We start from the raw sequence: 17383 nt of genomic DNA, 5'->3' as shown, positions 1-17383 counted from the left end.
GGGCCAGGATGAAGCCCTTGATCGCCTTCAGGGGAGGCCGCGTGCCCGACGAACCCAGCGCCAGGATCGACGCCTCCGTGCCGCACTCGGCACGGGTCTGGAACTACTGGCTCGGCGGCAAGGACAACTTCGAGATCGACCGGATGGTGGGCGAGCAGGCCCTCCGGGCCGCCCCCGCCCTGCGCGACGTGGCCCGCGCCGCCCGCGCCCACCTGGTGCGCGCGGTCACCTACCTGGCCGCCGAGGAGGGCGTCCGCCAGTTCCTCGACGTCGGCACCGGCCTGCCGACCGCCGACAACACCCACGAGGTGGCGCAGCGCGTCGCGCCCGAGTCCCGCGTCGTCTACGTGGACAACGACCCGCTGGTGCTGGCGCACGCCCGCGCGCTGCTGACCAGCACGCCCGAGGGCGTCACGACCTACATCGACGCCGACGCGACCGACACCGGCCGCATCCTGGACGAGGCCCGCAAGGTCCTGGATCTGTCGCGGCCGGTGGCGCTGATCCTGGCGGGCATCCTCGGCCACTTCCGGGACGACGAGGCGGCGCACGCGCTGGTGCGCGACCTGCTGGCCCCGCTGCCCGCCGGCAGCTTCCTGGTGATCAACGACGGCACCAACGTCGTGCGGGCCAAGGAGTTCAGCCAGGCGGAGGAGGTCTACAACGAGCGTGCCGAGTCGCCCTTCCACCTGCGCACGCCCGAGGAGATCGGCCGCTTCTTCGACGGCCTCGACCTGATCGAGCCCGGCGTGGTCTCGGCGCCGTTCTGGCGCCCTGAACCGGGCAGCGATCCGGTGGAGCTGGACGTCTTCGGCGGCGTCGGCCGCAAGCCCTGAACCACCCCCTCCCGGAACGCGCAGGTCCTCGATGACCTGCGCGTTCTGCGTTTGCAAACCCAACTCTTTACATTCTCACTTGCAAACGCTACTCTCGACTTCCGAGCATGAACAAGCCTCACCCTCCGTTTGCACATGCGATGAGAGTGTCAGGGGAAAGCATGAGCCGAATCGCACTGTGGGCGGCCCTCCTCGCCCTACTGGCCGCGGCGACCGGCTGCACCCTTCCCGCGGAAACGAAACGGGACGCCGGAACCGGCGGGATCACCGCGGCCCCGCCGGGCCGCGACACCCGGGCCGTCCTCGCCTCGGCGCCGATGTACCACCGGCCGTGGGTGCGGCTGGACCTGGTCGGGCTCAACCGGTTCGACGAGCGGCACCTGGTCGTGCAGATCCGGGTGGCCAACACCGCCCGGCCCGACCAGCGCGACGCGGGCACCAGCCTCGACGCGTTCAAGGACACCTCCACCGAGACCACCGACCCGGCCTTCGCGACGGGGATCTCGGTCCTGGACGCGCCCCGCCGCCGGATGTTGCTGCCCTACCGCACGCCCGGCAAGGGCGCGCTGGCCACCGACCTGCGCAAGGAACCGTTCCGGTACCTCAAGGACGGCGCGGAGGCCACCCTGTACGCCGTCCTACCGGCTCCCCCGCCCGGCACCGCGACCACCACCGTCGTCACCCAGCTCGCGCCCCCGTTCGCCAACGTGCCGATCAGCGGGTCCCCGCCCACCGCACCGCCCGGCCAGCCGATCCCGAACCCCGACCGCCACCGCGTCCAGACGGTGATCGCACCGCTCAACGCCGCCACCCAGACCCCGGACGGCGGCGAAACGCAGGACGACGGCACCGACCTGCGCGTGCACCTGTCCACCGACGTGCTGTTCGCGGTGAACGCGTCCGCCCTGACACCACGCGCCCGCCAGACCCTCCACCGGGCCGCCACCCAGATCGACGCGTCCACGGCACCGACGGTCCAGGTCGAAGGCCATACCGACTCCTCCGGCGACGACACCGTCAACGACCCGCTCTCCCAGCGCCGCGCCGACGCCGTGAAAGCGGAGATGGAAAAGCTGGTGACCCGCGCGGGCGTGCGCCTCGACGCCAAGGGCTACGGCTCCAAACGCCCCCTGTACCCGAACACCTCCACCGAGGGAAAGCGCCGCAACCGCCGAGTGACACTGACCTTCCAGCGCCCAGTCCCAAAGGAGCGAACCCCACCCCCACCAGACACCAACGCCCCTACCCCGACCGTCACCAGCACGATCAAGGGCCAGCCCCTGACCGCAAGCGTGCAGAGCTTGCGCTCCCTGGGCAACGGCCTGGGCGTGCTCACCTACCGCATCACGAACAAGGGCACCAAGCCCGTCTCGGCGGGCCTGTCGGAGATGTACGGCGAGTGGATGGAGTTCACCGAGCACTTCGACCGCGCCGTGGCGGTGCTGGACCCAACGGGCCAGACGGCGTACCTGCCCGTGGACTACCGGGCCCAACGAGGCGGAGCCGACCGGATGTGCGTCTGCACGTCGAACGCGGGCGTCTTCCTGGGCAACGACAACCCACCTCCTGGCCAGAGCCGCGACTTCTGGGCCGTCGTCTCCCTCCCCCCGGACAACACCCCCACGACAAGCGTGCAGATAGCCCGCTTCCCCCGCCTGACCAAAATCCCGATCACCCGCTGAAGCCCGACCACACCAACACGCGCACTCCCCTTCACACAGCCACAAGCGCAACACGGCCGCGAGGTGCAAGCGCGTGCGCTAGGGACGAGCACACGCAGACAAGAGCGCAGCACAACATGGGCGTGAGGCGAGCACGACGCAGACGCAGATGCGGCGCAGGGACGGGGCGGACGCAGGGACGCAGTACAGGCGGGGCGCGGGCGTGGGGGCAAGCGTGGATGTGGCATGAGTGCGGGCGTGAAGGCGGGCAGGGCGGGGCGGGTGCGGATACGGCACGGGCATAGTGCGGGCGGGGCGTGGGGGCAAGTGGGGGCCGCACGGGTGCGGGCATGGGCGTGGCGCGGGAATGGGCGCGGATGTGGGCGTGAGCGGGGGGCGGGCTCTTACTGTGGGGGGCATGGACATCGACTGGAACCGGCAGCTCGTGGACCAGCTCGACCACCACTGGAACGTGCAGTTGCGGCCGCGCCTCGACGGGCTCACCGACGACGAGTACTTCTGGGAGCCCGTGCCCGGCGCGTGGAGCGTCCGGCCCCGTGAGCAGGCCGTCACCCCGATGGCCGTCGGCGGCGGTGATCTCGTCATCGACTACGCCGTCCCCGAGCCCGCGCCGCCTCCGGTGACCACGATCGCCTGGCGGCTCGGGCACATCATCGTCGGCGTCCTCGGCGCGCGCGTGGCCGCGCACTTCGCCGGGCCGCCCGTCGACTACGAGGAGTTCCACTACGCGGGTTCGGCCGCGGGTGCCCTGGAGCAGCTCGACGCCGGGTACGCGGCCTGGCTCGCCGGAGTCCGGGGGCTGGGGGCCGACGGGCTCGCCCGTCCCTGCGGACCGGCCGAGGGCGACTACGCCGACCTGCCGCTGGCCTCGCTCGTCCTGCACATCAACCGCGAGGTCATCCACCACGGGGCCGAGATCTCGCTGCTGCGCGACCTCTACCGGCGGCGGGGAGCGTAACGCTGGTCAGTGCGTGCGGGAGCGGCAGGTCGTCATGCCCGCCAGGTACGCCGACTTCGGGCCTGAGGCCGTCCTCCGGCGGGGCACGCTCCGGGCGGGGACGTCCTTGCGGCGGCCCGTCCTCGCCTCGATCCACAGGATTCCAGCGAGCACGGCGGTGACAAGACCGAACGCGGCGACCGTCTCCAACGCACCTCCTCGTGTTCGCCGAACGCGACCGTCCGGGGACCCAGAGTCATGACCGGCACTTCATGATGCATGTCGGAGATGTTCTCCGTCTCGGATACCGGCCTTTTCCCCGCGTGCAGCACCCGGGTCTCCAGCCAGGCGACGGTCACGAAGACCAGGACCAGCAGTGCCAGGACGGTGGCGGCTTCTACCATCGGGCTCCTTCGTTCGTTCCTCTCTGTACTCCCCAGGACGCGCCTGTCGCGTTCACTGTTGCAGCAGGGAGAATCGGCGCATGTTGGTTGGACGGGGGACGGAACAGGCCGCGATCGACCAGGTCATCGCCGGTGCGCGGGCCGGTTCGGGGCATGCGCTGGTGCTGCGCGGGGCCGCTGGGATCGGAAAGTCGGCGCTGCTGGAGTACGCCGCCGGGGCCGCTTCGGGGCTGCGCGTCCTGCGCGCGGCCGGGAGCGAGGCCGAGCAGGGATTGGCGTTCGCCGTCCTGCACCAGTTGCTCAATCCGGTGGTCGATCTGGTGGACGCCCTTCCCGGGCCGCAGCGGGACGCCGTCCGGGGCGCGCTGGGACTGGCCGCGCCCCCTGCGGACGCGCGTTTCCTGGTCGCGGCGGGCGTCGTGTCGCTGCTCGCCGAGGCCGCCGGGGACGGCGGCCTGCTCTGCCTGGTGGACGACTTCCAGTGGGCCGACCGCGCCTCGGCGGACGCGCTGGCCTTCGCCGCCCGGCGCGTCCGTGACGACGGGATCGCGCTGCTGATCGCCGTTCGGGGCGGGGGTGCCGTCGGTGGTGTGCCCGATCTGCGGATCGGGGGGCTCGATCTGGAAAGTGCCGGACGCCTGCTTGAGGGGGCCGCGCCGTCTGTCGTCGAGCGGCTCGTGGCGTTGACCGACGGCAACGCGCTCGCGCTGCGCGAGGCCCGGGAACGGCTCAGCGCCGCGCAGCTCGCGGGACGGGAAGCCCTGCCCGACCCGCTGCCGGTCGGCGCGGACCTGTTCGGCGACCAGATCGCGGGACTGGAAGCGGACGCCCGCTGGTTGCTGCTCGTCGCGGCCGCTGAAGGGCGCGGTGATCTGGACGCCGTGCTGGATGCTTCCGGTACCGCCGAGGCCCTCGAAGCCGTGGAAAGCGCCGGGCTGGTGCGCATCGACGGTGCCGAGCTGCGGTTCCGCCACCCGTTGATCCGCTCGGCCGCCTACACCGCCGCCGAACCCGCCGAACGGCGGCGCGCCCACGCCGCCCTCGCCGCCGTCCTGGACGACCCCGACCGCCGCGCCTGGCACCGCGCCGAAGCCGCCCTCGGCCGTGACGAGGCCGTCGCCGCCGAGCTGGCCGAAGCCGCCCGGCGAGCCCAAGGGCGCGGCGGCTACGGCGACGCCGCCACGGCCCTCCGCCGCGCCGCCGACCTCACCCCCGACCGCCCGACCCGGGCCCGGCGGCTGCTCGACGCGGCGCGCGCGGCCTGGCTCGGCGGACGCCCCGGCCAGGCCCAGACGTGCCTGGCGGCGGCCCGCGAGCTGGGCGGCGCGGACCTGCGCACCGAGGCCGCCCAGCTCAAGGGCCGCTTCGAGCTGAACTCCGGCGACGCGGCGGAGGCCCTGCGCATCTTCCTGGAGGCCGGACCCACCCTCGAACTGCTCGCCGATGCCGGAGAGGCCGCCGGAGTCGTCGGGGACGTCGCGGCCATCATCGAGGTCGGCGAGCGGGCCGCCCATTTGGAGGACGGTTTCCTGCGCGGGATGCTCGTCGGCATCGGCGCGCTGCTCGGCGGCGACCGCGAGCGCGGCGGAGCCGTCCTGCGGGAGGCCCTGGCGCGGCCCGTCGAACGAGCCGAGGCCGCCGACCTGCTGTGGGCGTCGGCCGCCGCCGGCTACCTGGGCGAGATCGACATGGCCACCGACTTCATCGTGCGCGCGGGCCGGGTCGCGCGCGTCTCGGGCATGGTCGGGCAGCTCCCCGTCGTGCTGGAGTACGTCGCGACCGCCGAACGCCTCAGCGGCCGTTTCGCCCTCAGCGCCTCCATCGCCGAAGAGGGCCTCACCCTCGCGCGCGAGGCGGGCTATGCCAACTCCGAAGCCGCCCACCTGGCCAACCTCGCCGCCGTCGCCGCCGTGCGCGGCCAGCAGGAGGAGTGCGAGCGGTACGCGGCCGACGCCCTCGCCATCGCCGTCCCGCACCGCGTCGGCCTCCGCGTCAGCGTCGCCTCCTACGCGCTCGGCCTGCTGGACCTCGGCCTGGGCCGGTTCGCGTCCGCGCACTCGCGGTTCGCGGCGCTGGTCTCGGCCGGTCCCGGCGCGGGCCACCCGACGACCGTGTGGCGCTCCACTCCTGACCGCGTGGAGGCCGCCATGGGCTGCGGCGAGACGGCCGCCGCCCACGAAGCCGTCGCCGCCTACACGCAGTGGTCCTCAACCGCGCAGACCGACGAATCACGCGCGCTGGTAGCCCGCTGCCAAGCCCTCGTAGCAGACGGCGAAAAAGCGCTCCCCCTCTACGAAGAAGCCCTCGGCCTCCACAACGGATCGCCGTTCGAGCACGCCCGCACGGCCCTCCTGTATGGGGAACGCCTCCGCCGCGTGCACCGCGCCGGGGAAGCGCGCCAACCCCTACGGACCGCCGCAGAAACCTTCCAGCGCCTAGGCGCAGACCCGTGGGCCAAGCGCGCGCTGGAAGAGTTGCGCGCCGCCGGGGAGACCTCCGCCGCCCCTGAGGCCGACGCCCTCAACTCGCTGACGCCCCAGGAACTGCGCATCGCCCGCCTGGTCGCCGAAGGCGCGTCCAACAAGGACGTCGCCGCCCGCCTGTTCCTCAGCCCCCGCACCGTCGAGTACCACCTCTACAAGATCTACCCGAAGCTCGGCGTCGCCTCCCGTACCGAACTCGTCCGCCACGTGGCCGGTGATGCCCAGTAGTCCTACGGATGGCTCCCGTACCGCGCCCCGGCAAGCTCTTACTCAGCAACAACGAACCGAAGGAGCGAGAAACGTATGGCTGCCGAGCGCATCATCACCAACGGAACCGTCGAGCTGTGGACCGAGGAGTTCGGGGACGCGGCGCACCCGCCGATCCTGCTGGTCCCGGGCTCCATGTCCTCCAGCGTCACCTGGCCGGACGCCCTGGTCGGGCGGCTGGTCGCGGCGGGCCGCCGCGCCATCCGCTTCGACCAGCGCGACACCGGCCGCTCCAGCGCGATCGACTTCGACGCCGAGCCCTACACCTGGGCCGACGGCAAGGACGACATCCTCGCCGTCCTCGACGGCTACGGCATCGCCGCCGCCCACCTGGTCGGCCACTCGGCGGGCGGCCTGCTGGCCCAGTGGGTCGCCGCCGACCACCCCGAACGCGTGCTGACCCTCACCACCATCGGGTCGTCCCCGCTCGGCGGGCAGGAGGGCCGCACCCTCATGCGGGCGCTGACCGGCCAGGCCACCCCCGCCGACGACGACCTGCCGTTCCCGCGCCGCGAGTTCGTCGAGTACTTCACCCAGGTCACGCCGCCCGCGCCCGAGCGCGCCGCGCTGATCGACTTCGCGATCGCCACGGCCCGCGTCATGAACGGCACCGCCCTGCCCTTCGACGAGGACGAGCAGCGCCGCCTGGAGGAGCGCGTCTTCGACCGCGCCCGCCGCCCCGGCTCGGAGGCCAACCACCAGCGCGCCTTCCAGGCCGACCCCGCGTTCGAGCCGGTCGGGGCGCTGGAGAAGATCGAGGCCCCGACGCTGGCGATCGAGGGCACCCACGAGCCCTGCAAGACCGGCCACAGCGCGCTCATCGCCGAGGGTGTCCGGAACGGCCGCCTGCTGATGGTCCAGGACATGGGCCACCTGATGACCGCGCCGACCGTCCGGCCGCTGGCCGAGGCGATCATCGACCACACACCGGTCACGTGACAGATGCCGCGCCGGGGGCCGCGTTCCTACCGTCGAACCATGAACGACACCGACATCACCCGCTGGATCAGCCGGAACGCGGCCCCGCTCGCCCCCGAGGCGCTGCGGGGCCCGGCCCGTGACGCCGCCGTCGTCGGCCTCGGCACCGCCACGCGCGGCGCGCACGAGCTGTTCGACCTCCAGCGCCGGATGCTGATCTTCCTCGTGGAGGAGCTGGGCTTCCGGACGCTGGCGCTGGAGGACGACTGGACCACCGCCCTCCTCCTGGACGACCACCTGCATACCGGCACCGGTGACCTGCGGAAACTCCTGGGCGAGGCGTGGCAGCCCTGGCAGGTCGGGGAGGTGCGCGACGCGCTGGCCTGGCTCCGCGCGTTCAACGAGCGCCACCCCGACGACCCGGTGCGCGTCATCGGCATGGACTTCACCGCCACCCGCGCCGTCGCCTACGACCTGGTCACCGAGCACGTCCGCGAGCACGCGCCCGACCGCCTAGCCGAGCTGACCACCCTCTACGCGCCGCTGCGCCCCACCGGCGGCATCGACGAGCACGTGGCCGCCTACCGCGCGCTGCCCGACAAACAACCGCACATCGAACGCGCCGAGCGCGCGGCCCGGCTGGTCGCCGGCCTGCCCGGGGACGGCCTCGCCGCCTGGTACGCGCAGGGCATCGCCGACTTCCACTGCTTCCACGCCCGGCCCCTCGACCTCCCGTCCGTCGAGCGCCGGATGGCCGAGACGTTGTTGTGGTGGCACCGCCGCACCGGCGAGAAGATCGTCTACTGGGGCGGCATCGCGCACACCGCCGCCGGGGAACACCTGGTCAGCGGCCCCCACGAGCGCCGCAACACCGGCGGCCACCTGCGCCACGAGCTGGGCGCGCGCTACCTGTCGGTCGCGCTGACCTTCGACCACGGCACCATCTACGGCCGCCTCGCCGTGCCGCCGCTCCCCGCCGGAACGGCCGACGCCGTACTGGCGACCGGCCCGGAACGCTACCTGCTGGACGTGCGGGACGGCCCGTTCACCGAGCCCGGCCCCATCCGCGTGATCGGCCCCGGCTACCGGCCCGAGGACGACGCCGACCACGTCATGGAGGGCGGCGCGCTCGGCACGCTGTTCGACGTGGTCGCGCACGTGCGCGAGGTGACACCGCCGAAGCCGCTATGACACCCGCCCCTCGCGCACGTGCGCGAGGTGACGCCACCGACGCCGCTATGACGCCCGCCCCGCCTCGCGCGCCCGCGCGTTACGCCGTGACGAGTCGCGCCAGCTCCCCGCGCGAGGCCACGCCGAGCTTCGGATACACCTTGTACAGGTGGTAGCCGACCGTCCGGGGGCTCAGGAACAGTTGCGCGCCGATCTCCCGGTTGCTGAGCCCCGCCGCCGCCAGCCGCACCACCTGGAGCTCCTGCGGCGTGAGCGCGGCGAACACGTCCTCCGAGGGCGCGTCCGCCGCGCCACCCGCCATGCTCTCCCCCGACGCACGCAGCTCCGTCCTCACCCGCTCGGCCCACGGCACCGCCCCGAGCCGCTCGAAAATCTCCAACGCGGACCGCAACGCCGCACGCGCCTCGTTACGACGGCGCGAACGGCGCAACCACTCCCCGTACAGCAGCTCGGTGCGAGCGCGCTCGAACGGCATCCCGCCGTCGTGACGATGCCGCTCCACGGCCTGCGCGTACAGCTCCCCCGCAGCCCCATCGGACGCCACCAGCGCCGCACAGCGCAGCGCGACCGCGTCCGTCCACGGCTGCCCGACCTGCGCCGCCCAGTCCCGGTACCACTCGGCGGCCTGCCGCCCCTCCCCGGCACGCCCCGCCCGCACGGCGGCCTCCACCAGGTCGGGCAGGCTCGCGACAGAACCCTGCCGGTTCGCGGCCGACACCACGCCCAGCAGCCGGTCCAGCGCCGCTTCGTGCCGCCCGAGCCCCAGGTCGAGCAGGCTCAGCGCGCCCGCCGCGTGCACGTTGCTCGGCGGGACGGCGCGCGCCAGCGGCTCGGCGGTCAGCTCCGCGACCGCCGCCTCGTCGCCCCGCATCGCCGCCAGCAGCGCCAGCACGGTCGCGTGGTAGACGCGGACCCGGTGCTGCCCGGTGTCGGCGGCGATCCGCATGCCCTCGGTCGCCGACGTCAGCGCCTCGCGCGGGTGGCCCAGCATGAGCTGCGCGCGGGCCAGCACCATCAGCGCGGGCGACAGCAGCCCGATCGCGCCGTCCGCGCGGAAGCGGCGCTCCAGCGGCACCAGGAACGCGTGCGCGCCCGCCACGTCCGCGATCATCACGTGCCACAACGCGGCGCGCAACATGTCGCGCGGGCCGAGGCAGGCGACGTCGCCGTCGATCAGCTCGCGGAGCGCGGCGACGCCGTCGGACGGATCGGCCCGCGCCAACGGATTCTGCCCGGCGAACAGCCGCACCAGCGCCCGGACCCGGTGCGCGTCGGCCACCCCCAGTTCCTCGGCGCGGTCGGCGAGCCGGGCCAGCTCGGCGTAGTCGCCCGCGTTCGCGGCGGCGGATCCGGCCTGGAACATCAGGTATCCGGCGGTGCGGGGGTCGGCCGGGGCGACCTCGGCGGCGGTGTCGGCCAGCAGCCGGGCGGCCTCGCCCGCGCGGTCCTGCTCGTCGGCGAGCGTCGCGCGCAGCAGCACCAGGTCGGCGCGCAGCGACGGGTCGGCGACGTGCCGCGCGGCGCGCGCGGCGTACTCGACGGCCTGCTCGGGCAGCCCGCCGTCGGCGGCGGCGCGGGCGGCCAGCGCGAGGCGGCGGCCCCGGTCGGCGGCGTCGGCGCTGAGGTCGGCGGCGCGCGCGTACATCCCCGACATGGCGGCGTTGCCGCCCCCGGCCTGCTCGGCGGCGGCCTGCTCCAGGACGGCGGCGGCCTCCTCGTCCGGGCCGGTCGCCGCGCTGGCGAGGTGCCAGGCGCGGCCGCAGCCGTCACCGGCGTCGCGGAGGGCTTCGGCGAGGGCGCGGTGCGCGGCGAGCCGGTCGCCGAGCGGCGCGTTCTCGTAGACGGCCGCGCGCAGCAGCGGGTGCCGGAACTCCAGCCGTCCTTCCGCCGAGGTCACCAGGCCGCGCCGTTCGGCGGGCTCCAGGTCGGCGACGCCCGCGCCCAGCCGCGCGGCAGCGCCCAGCACGGTCTGGACGTCGCCCCGGGCGTCGGCGGCGGCGACCAGCAGCAACGTCCGGGTGGGTTCGGGCAGCGCCGCGACCCGGTCGGCGAACGCCGTCCGGACGCGGGTGTAGGTGGCCGACGGGCCGCCCGCCGCCTCGGGGCGCGCCGTGGGCAGCTCCACCAGGGCCAGGGGGTTGCCCATCGCGGCGGTGAGGATCTCGTGCCGGACGTGCCGGGGCAGCTCGGCGGCGCGCTCGGCGAGCAGCCCGGCGGCGGCGTCCTCGGGCAGCCCGGCCAGCCGCAGTTCGGGCAGGCCGGACGCGGCGAACGCCGGAGGGCCGTCCATTGGCGCGTCGGCGTCGCGGACGGCCAGCAGCACCACGATCGGCTCGGCCTCCAGCCGTCGCACCGCGAACAGCAGCGCCTCGGCGGTCGCGGCGTCGAGCCAGTGCGCGTCGTCCAGCACGCACAACAGCGGCCGCTCCTCGGCCAGGTCCGACAGCAGCGTCAGCACCGCGAGCCCGACCAGGAAGCGGTCGCCGGGCGAGGCTGCGCCGTCGCCGAGCGCCAGCGCGTCGCGCAGGGCCCGCGCCTGCCGCTCGGGCAGCGCGTCCACGCGGCCGAGGTGGCGGCGCAGCAGCAGGTGCAGGCCCGCGTAGGGCAGCGCGCTCTCGTACTCGACGCCGGTGGCGCGCAACACGCGCATGTCGGCGGCGGACGCGGCGGCGTGGTCCAGCAGGGCGGTCTTGCCGATCCCGGCCTCGCCCCGCAGGACCAGCACGCCGCTCCGCCCGGCACGGGCCTGCTGGAGCAGCCGGTCGAGCCTGGCCAGTTCAGCGTCGCGTCCGTGCAGCATGGCGGTTACCCTATCCGGACTAGACGGATAGAGATTTGTCGCCTTTTTGGAGTGCCGCGTACAACGTCTCCTCCGACTGCGCGCCGGGCAGCTGGCGGCCGTTCACGGAGAAGACCGGGACGCCCCGGATCCCGGTCGCGCGCACCCGGGCCAGCTCGGCGCGCGTCTCGGCGGCCAGCCCGTCGCTCCACTCGACCCCGGCCTCGGCCGCGAGGCGGCGCAGCACGGCGGGGTCGGCGACGTTCAGGCCGTCGGTGTGGTGGGCGCGGAACAGCCGCTCCACCATCGCCTCGGCGCGGCCCTGCCCGGCGGCGACCGCGATCAGCCGGTGCGCCTCGAAGGTGTTGGACATGACGGCCCCGGCGTGCCGGAACGTCAGCCCCTCCTCGGCGGCCTTGGCGGTGATGCCGGTGACCGCGTCGTCGGTGCGGTCGCCGAACGAGCGGCGCAGCACCGCCAGCTTGGGTTCGCCCTCGACGGTGGCGTCCGGGTCGAGTTGGTAGGGCAGGAACCGGACGGCCACCTCGCCGCCCCGCGCTCGGTGGCGGGCGGCGGCGCGCTCGAAGCGGGCGAACGCGAAGTAGGACCACACGCAGGGGACGTCCAAGACGATCTCGATCTGCACGGTCTCCTCTCCCATCTCCCCGCCCCTCACGCCGTCGCCTGCTCGAACACGGGCGGCTGCCCGTTGAACCACACCGGCCGCACGTCCAGCCGCCGGAACCGCCAGCCCTGGGCGGTGCGCACGGCCTCGCCCTCGAACGTGCCGCCGACGTCGAAGTGCGCGCCGGGCTCCTGGCCGCGCGCCCGCGCCGTCTCCGCGAGGTGCACGTGGACCATCAGCGCGTACCAGCGCACGCGGGCGCGGTCGCCGTCCAGGTCCACGATGTGGTTGCTGCTGAAGTGCTGGGTGGCGTCGAAGCGCCCCACGGCGGCGCGGGTCGACTCGATCGTCTCGGCGAGTCCCGCGCCGTCGCCCACGGGGGTGGTGGCGGCGAAGTCCTCGGTGTGGAAGGCGCGCGCCCAGGCGTCGTCGAAGACGCGGTCGTCCAGGCTCACCATGTAGCGGTCGATCAGCTCGATGATCGCCGTCCGGTCGGGCAGTGCGTGCACGGTCGTCCTCCTAGGTCTCCGCTGGTCACCGGTGGTGTCCGGTGGGAACGACGCTACGGACGGCGGGCGGGGCCGGGCATCTGTCGGTCGACTGGTCGGCGACGGTGCCCGGCTTCCGGGCCTACCGGGTTTTCGCGCCGCCGAAACCCCCGTAGAGGGCAGGTCAGAGGGCTGAAACTTGCATGGCCCTTTGCGAAGAGGGCATCTTCCCGGCGGAGGTTTCGCATGGCGGATCGGGGCCCGGACCAGGACGAACTTCTCGCGCGCATCCGCGAGCTGACCGAACTGCTGCTGGCGGCCGACGACGCGCCGACCGCCTTCCAGCACGTGATCGACATGGTCGCGCGCACCGTGCCGGGCCACCCCGGCGCGTGCCTGACGCTGGCGGGCGAGCGGGGCCCGGTCACCGTGGCCGCCTCCACCCCGCTCACCCGCAGCCTGGCCCGGCTCCAGCACGAGCGGGGCGGCGGCCCGTGCCTGACCTCGCTGCGCTCGGGCTGCCGGGTCATGGTGCCCGACCTGGCCGACGAGCGGCGCTGGGACGACTTCCCCCGGCGCGCGATGGCGCTCGGGGTGCGCAGCATGGCGTGCTTCCCGCTGACGGCGCGGCGCGGCGAGGGTGTGCCGGGCGCGCTCAACCTGTGCTTCCGCGAGCCGCACGGCATCGACGAGCGCGGCACCGAGATCTCCGAGATGATCGTCGAGCACGCCGGGCTGCTGCTGGGCTCGGTGTTGCGGCAGGTCGACCAGGACCGGCTGAACTGCCAGCTCCGCGAGGCGCTGGCCGGGCGCGCGATCATCGACCAGGCCATCGGGATCGTGATGGCGCAACGGCGCGTCGCGGCCGACACCGCGTTCGCGCTGCTGCGGCAGACCTCCCAGCGGCGCAACCGCAAGCTCCGCGAGATCGCCGCCGACCTGGTGCGGGTGACCGGCGGCGGCCCGCCCCGGCCCGGGACCTTCCACGACGACACAAAGCGCTGACCCGCCCGGCAAAGCGGGGCGATTACCTACCGCTACCCTCCCGTCGCGGGTTATCTTGGGCAGGACGGGTCCGGAAGCGCGGCCCGCTCCGTGTGGAGACTCCCGGAGCACGCGTGCGCACGGCCCGTTGGTCGTTTTCGGCGGGCCGCATCGCACCCGGGTTCCGGGCGGGCTTCGGACCGGGGACGATACCTGCCCCTCTGCTCCGGTCCGGAGAGTCCGCGTCCGGCCATGTTCCGGTGCCGCCGCGACGCGGGCGCGCGGGGCCTCTGTCGTACCTCCCCCCCGACGGCAGAGGCCCCGCATCACACCGCCGCCACCGCCGTCACCATCGCCACCGCCGTTCAGGAGCCCGGTGACCGGGTAGATCGCCCAGGGCGAGCCCGCCCGCGACCTCGCCGAGGCCGCGGGGCGGGACGATCCACGATCTCGAAGGTGGTGCGCCCATGAGCAAGCGCGACGACGACCGCCCGCTGGCCGACCGGCGGGACGATCCCGACCAGGAGGCCGAGCCCGACTTCGCCGGGGAGCACGAGCCCGGCCCGTCCGACCCGCCCAACGCCCCGGCCGACGCGCCCGGCGGCGAGGCGGAGGGCTACAGCCCGCAGACCGAGACGCCGTAGCGGGCGCGGGCACGCCAGGGCCGCCCCGGCGAACCGGGACGGCCCTGGCGCGGCGCACTCAGCGCGGACTCGGCGTGTGCTCAACCCACGATCAGCGCGAGCTCAGCACGGCTCAGCCCGAGATCAGCTCGGGTGCGGCGGCTGCTGGTCCGGCGGCACTCCGCCGCCCTTGCCGCCACCCTTGTCACCCTTGTCGGTACCGTGGGCGTTGCCCCCGGCCTTGCCCTTCTTCGGCTCGGTGGCCTCTGCGGGCGGCTCGCTCGTGACGGCGGTCTCGCCGGAGCGCCGCATCGCGGGCTGTTGCGGATTCGACATGATCGTCCCCCCTGGAGTCTCAGCGCTAGAGTCTCAGCGCGTTCTCGGGCTTGAGCGGATCGTGGCCCACCGTCATCAGCGCGTGCCGCCACCGCTCGTCCTGGGCGCCGTCCGGCGGCTCCTTCTCCAGCAGCTCGTCGGCGTGCTCGACGACCTGCCGCATGTCGGCCACGTCGTCGGAGGTCAGGTCCACCTTGCGCTTGCGCAGGATCTCCACCACGCGTTTGCCCAGCTCCGGCACCTTCATGTCGGGGTCGGCGGGCAGGGCGTCCTCGCCCGAGGCGTCGGTCAGCAGCCAGGCGCGCAGTTCCTCCGACGTCATGTTGACCGTCCGGTGGAAGTCGTCCCAGAGCAGCTCCACCTCGGCGGACAGTCGCTCATTCATGTGTCACCTCCTGGTACGCACCTGGCCCTACCCGGGTCTCCGGCGGGCATTCGGCCCAAGACGCGTCATTTGCCACCTGAGGGGAAGGCGTTGTCCATGAATCAATCGGAGACCCCTGTGCTGGACGCGCTGGCCGCCCACCACCGGCGCGGACACCTGCCGTTCACGCCGCCCGGCCACAAGCAGGGCCGGGGCGCCGAGAAATAGGTCCGGACATGGCTCGTGCGGGGCGGGGTCTACGCCACGCCGCCCCGCACGAGCGATCAGGGGGACCGCCGGTCAGGCGGCGATGTGGTCCTTGTCCCGGGTCCAGACGCGGTGGGCGGCGACGGCCTTGATCAGCTCGCCGGTGAAGTCGCCGGTGTCGCCGCGGCCGGTCACCACGCCGCCCTGGCTGGCGGCGTCCGAGTCGGCGGACGCCGCCCCGGCCTTCTCCAGCAGCTCGACGCCCTCGTCCAGCGCCGCGACGGTCTTGCAGTGCTTGAACGTCTCGGCGACGAAGTGCACCGCGTCGCCGCTGCCCAGCAACGTCTGCACGCTCCGCTCACCGCCCGGCACCACGACCGCGTCGTAGAGCACCGACGCCATGGTGGCCATCGCGCGGTCCACCTCGACGGGCGCGCCGCCCCCGGCGTCCTCGACGGTGCCGTCGCTGGCGGCCAGCACCTCGCAGAACGCGCCCTCGGCCGTGAGCGCGTCGCGGACGGCGGCGACCTGCGCGCCGTTCACCCCGTCGGCGACCAGGACCGCGACCTTGCGGCCCGTGACGGTCTCGGCGGGCTGCCCGTCCTGGCTGAGCGCGGGCGAGGCGGTCACGGCCGACGCGGTGGTGCCGGTCGGCACGGCCTCCTCGGGCGGCGCGACGCCGATGCCCTCGGCGACCTTGACGGCCAGCTCGTGGTCCACGTGGTTGAGGTTGGCGACCACGCCCTCGCGGATCTGCATGGTCTCGACCTTGCCCAGCTCGAACCGGAACGCCGAGACGATGTGCCCCTTCTCCCAGTCGCTCATGCTGTTCCAGAACAGCGTCGCCTGCCCGTAGTGGTCGGCGAAGCTCTCGCTGCGCTTGCGGACGGCGCGGCCGTCGGCCTGCTCGGGGAAGTGGGTGAACGAGCCGCTCCCGCCCACCACCGGGCAGCCGCCCGACAACGTGTTGGGGTGGTAGGCGGCGCGGCCCTGGTGGATCTCGGTCTGGTGGTAGCCGTCGCGGTGGTGGTTGGCGACCGGCGCGACGGGGCGGTTGACCGGGAGCTGGGTGAAGTTGGGGCCGCCCAGCCGGATGAGCTGGGTGTCGAGGTAGGAGAACAGGCGGGCCTGGAGCAGCGGGTCGTTGGTGAAGTCGATGCCCGGGACGACGTTGCCGATGTGGAAGGCGACCTGCTCGGTCTCGGCGAAGAAGTTCTCCGGGTTGCGGTCCAGCACCATCTTGCCGACGGGGCGGACCGGGACCTCCTCCTCCGGAATGATCTTGGTGGGGTCCAGCAGGTCGAAGGCGAACTTGTGCTCGTCCTCGGCCGGGACCAGCTGGAGGCCCAGCTCCCACTCGGGGTATGCGCCCGCCTCGATGGAGTCCCACAGGTCGCGCCGGTTGAAGTCGGGGTCCTTGCCCGCGATCTTCTGCGTCTCGTCCCAGTCCAGCGAGTGCTTGCCCAGCTTGGGCTTCCAGTGGAACTTCGCGAAAGTGGCGCGCCCCTCGGCGTTGACCAGCCGGAAGGTGTGGACGCCGAAGCCCTCCATCATCGCGTAGGAGCGCGGGATGGCCCGGTCCGACATCAGCCACATCATCATGTGGGTGGTCTCGGGCTGGAGCTGGACGAAGTCCCAGAGGGTGTCGTGCGCCGACTGGGCCTGCGGGATCTCGTTGTGGGGCTCGGGCTTCACCGCGTGCACGAAGTCGGGGAACTTCATGCCGTCCTGGATGAAGAACACCGGCATGTTGTTGCCGACGAGGTCGAAGTTGCCCTGCTGCGTGTAGAACTTCGTCGCGAAGCCGCGCACGTCGCGCACGGTGTCGGCCGACCCGCGCGACCCGGCGACGGTGGAGAACCGCACGAAGACGGGGGTCTCCAGCGACGGGTCGGTCAGGAACTCCGCGCTGGTGTACTCGGCCAGCGACTCGTACACCTGGAAGCGCCCGTACGCCCCCGCGCCGCGCGCGTGCACGACGCGTTCGGGAATGCGCTCGTGGTCGAAGTGCGTGAGCTTCTCGCGCAGGTGGAAGTCCGCCAGCAGCGATGGCCCCCGCTCGCCGAGGGTGAGCGAGTTGTCGGTGTCGTCGACCCGGATGCCCTGGTCGGTGGTGAGGGCGGTGTCCTTGGGGTCCACCCGGTGCGCGTCGAGTCGTTCCTGCTTGGGGTCGGTCATGCCAGGCGTCCTCTTCTCGGCGGGGGTGCGTCCGTGCGTCCGGTGCCCCCGATACCCAGCGGATCAGGCGCCATGCCCGCG

Annotated in this window: 15 protein-coding genes; 8 read left to right on the top strand and 7 right to left on the bottom strand. The window is 73.5% G+C overall.

Annotated features, from left to right (window positions below):
• The first annotated feature begins 41 nt into the window (after positions 1-41).
• The 3 genes from AH6_RS29670 (at position 42) to AH6_RS29660 (ending at position 3476) form a co-directional block, all read left to right on the top strand.
• Positions 42-836 carry an SAM-dependent methyltransferase gene (locus AH6_RS29670; protein ID WP_245679524.1) on the top strand — a complete coding sequence of 265 codons (795 nt, stop codon included), beginning with the start codon at positions 42-44 and terminating at the stop codon, positions 834-836.
• Positions 837-997: 161 nt separating this feature from the next.
• The gene (locus AH6_RS29665; RefSeq protein WP_067486424.1) at positions 998-2518 is read left to right on the top strand and encodes an OmpA family protein; all 1521 of its coding nucleotides are present in this window, start codon (positions 998-1000) and stop codon (positions 2516-2518) included.
• Positions 2519-2915: 397 nt separating this feature from the next.
• Entirely contained in the window at positions 2916-3476 is a 561-nt protein-coding gene (locus AH6_RS29660; RefSeq protein WP_067486421.1) for a DinB family protein, read from the top strand.
• A 6-nt stretch (positions 3477-3482) separates the two neighbouring features.
• Here the strand turns inward: AH6_RS29660 and AH6_RS29655 are convergent, their stop codons facing one another.
• Positions 3483-3665, bottom strand: coding sequence for a hypothetical protein (locus AH6_RS29655; protein WP_067486418.1), 183 nt, complete (start codon positions 3663-3665; stop codon positions 3483-3485).
• Positions 3666-3939: 274 nt separating this feature from the next.
• On the opposite strand from AH6_RS29655, the gene AH6_RS29650 reads away from it, so the two are divergent.
• The 3 genes from AH6_RS29650 to AH6_RS29640 all read left to right on the top strand — a co-directional run bounded on the left by AH6_RS29650 (position 3940) and on the right by AH6_RS29640 (position 8718).
• Positions 3940-6570, top strand: a complete 2631-nt coding sequence (locus AH6_RS29650) for a LuxR C-terminal-related transcriptional regulator (RefSeq protein WP_067486415.1) — start codon at positions 3940-3942, stop codon at positions 6568-6570.
• Between the two features lie 75 nt (positions 6571-6645).
• Positions 6646-7548: an alpha/beta fold hydrolase gene (locus tag AH6_RS29645; RefSeq protein WP_067486411.1), complete on the top strand. Its 903-nt coding sequence runs from the start codon at positions 6646-6648 to the stop codon at positions 7546-7548.
• A gap of 39 nt (positions 7549-7587) precedes the next feature.
• A complete protein-coding gene (locus AH6_RS29640) occupies positions 7588-8718 on the top strand; it encodes an erythromycin esterase family protein (RefSeq protein ID WP_067486408.1) in 1131 nt (376 codons plus the stop codon).
• A gap of 79 nt (positions 8719-8797) precedes the next feature.
• Here AH6_RS29640 and AH6_RS29635 read toward each other — a convergent pair whose 3' ends face one another.
• Genes AH6_RS29635 through AH6_RS29625 form a run of 3 tightly spaced genes read right to left on the bottom strand, consistent with a single transcriptional unit; the run spans position 8798 to position 12631 of the window.
• Positions 8798-11518, bottom strand: a complete 2721-nt coding sequence (locus AH6_RS29635) for a helix-turn-helix transcriptional regulator (protein ID WP_067486405.1) — start codon at positions 11516-11518, stop codon at positions 8798-8800.
• 19 nt (positions 11519-11537) lie between these two features.
• Positions 11538-12158: a DsbA family oxidoreductase gene (locus AH6_RS29630; protein WP_067486402.1), complete on the bottom strand. Its 621-nt coding sequence runs from the start codon at positions 12156-12158 to the stop codon at positions 11538-11540.
• Between the two features lie 11 nt (positions 12159-12169).
• Positions 12170-12631, bottom strand: coding sequence for a nuclear transport factor 2 family protein (locus AH6_RS29625; protein WP_067486399.1), 462 nt, complete (start codon positions 12629-12631; stop codon positions 12170-12172).
• A gap of 225 nt (positions 12632-12856) precedes the next feature.
• On the opposite strand from AH6_RS29625, the gene AH6_RS29620 reads away from it, so the two are divergent.
• Both AH6_RS29620 and AH6_RS44835 read left to right on the top strand, forming a co-directional pair.
• On the top strand, positions 12857-13615 hold the full coding sequence (locus AH6_RS29620) for a GAF and ANTAR domain-containing protein (protein WP_067486395.1): 759 nt from the start codon (positions 12857-12859) through the stop codon (positions 13613-13615).
• 446 nt (positions 13616-14061) lie between these two features.
• Positions 14062-14238 (top strand): hypothetical protein, encoded by a 177-nt coding sequence (locus AH6_RS44835; RefSeq protein WP_169807938.1) that lies wholly within the window; start codon positions 14062-14064, stop codon positions 14236-14238.
• 123 nt (positions 14239-14361) lie between these two features.
• Here AH6_RS44835 and AH6_RS29615 read toward each other — a convergent pair whose 3' ends face one another.
• The 3 genes from AH6_RS29615 to AH6_RS29605 form a co-directional block, all read right to left on the bottom strand.
• Complete coding sequence (locus AH6_RS29615; protein WP_067486392.1) at positions 14362-14553, bottom strand: hypothetical protein; 192 nt, start codon at positions 14551-14553, stop codon at positions 14362-14364.
• A 25-nt stretch (positions 14554-14578) separates the two neighbouring features.
• Positions 14579-14938, bottom strand: coding sequence for a DUF3140 domain-containing protein (locus AH6_RS29610; protein ID WP_067486389.1), 360 nt, complete (start codon positions 14936-14938; stop codon positions 14579-14581).
• Positions 14939-15217: 279 nt separating this feature from the next.
• Positions 15218-17302 (bottom strand): catalase, encoded by a 2085-nt coding sequence (locus AH6_RS29605; RefSeq protein WP_067486386.1) that lies wholly within the window; start codon positions 17300-17302, stop codon positions 15218-15220.
• Positions 17303-17383 lie beyond the last annotated feature (81 nt).

Origin of the sequence: Actinomadura hibisca NBRC 15177 (assembly GCF_001552635.1) — a bacterium.
Classification (GTDB): Bacteria; Actinomycetota; Actinomycetes; order Streptosporangiales; family Streptosporangiaceae; genus Spirillospora; species Spirillospora hibisca.
The sequence above is the reverse complement of the archived record's forward strand: the minus strand, read 5'-3'. Positions and strand labels throughout refer to the sequence as shown.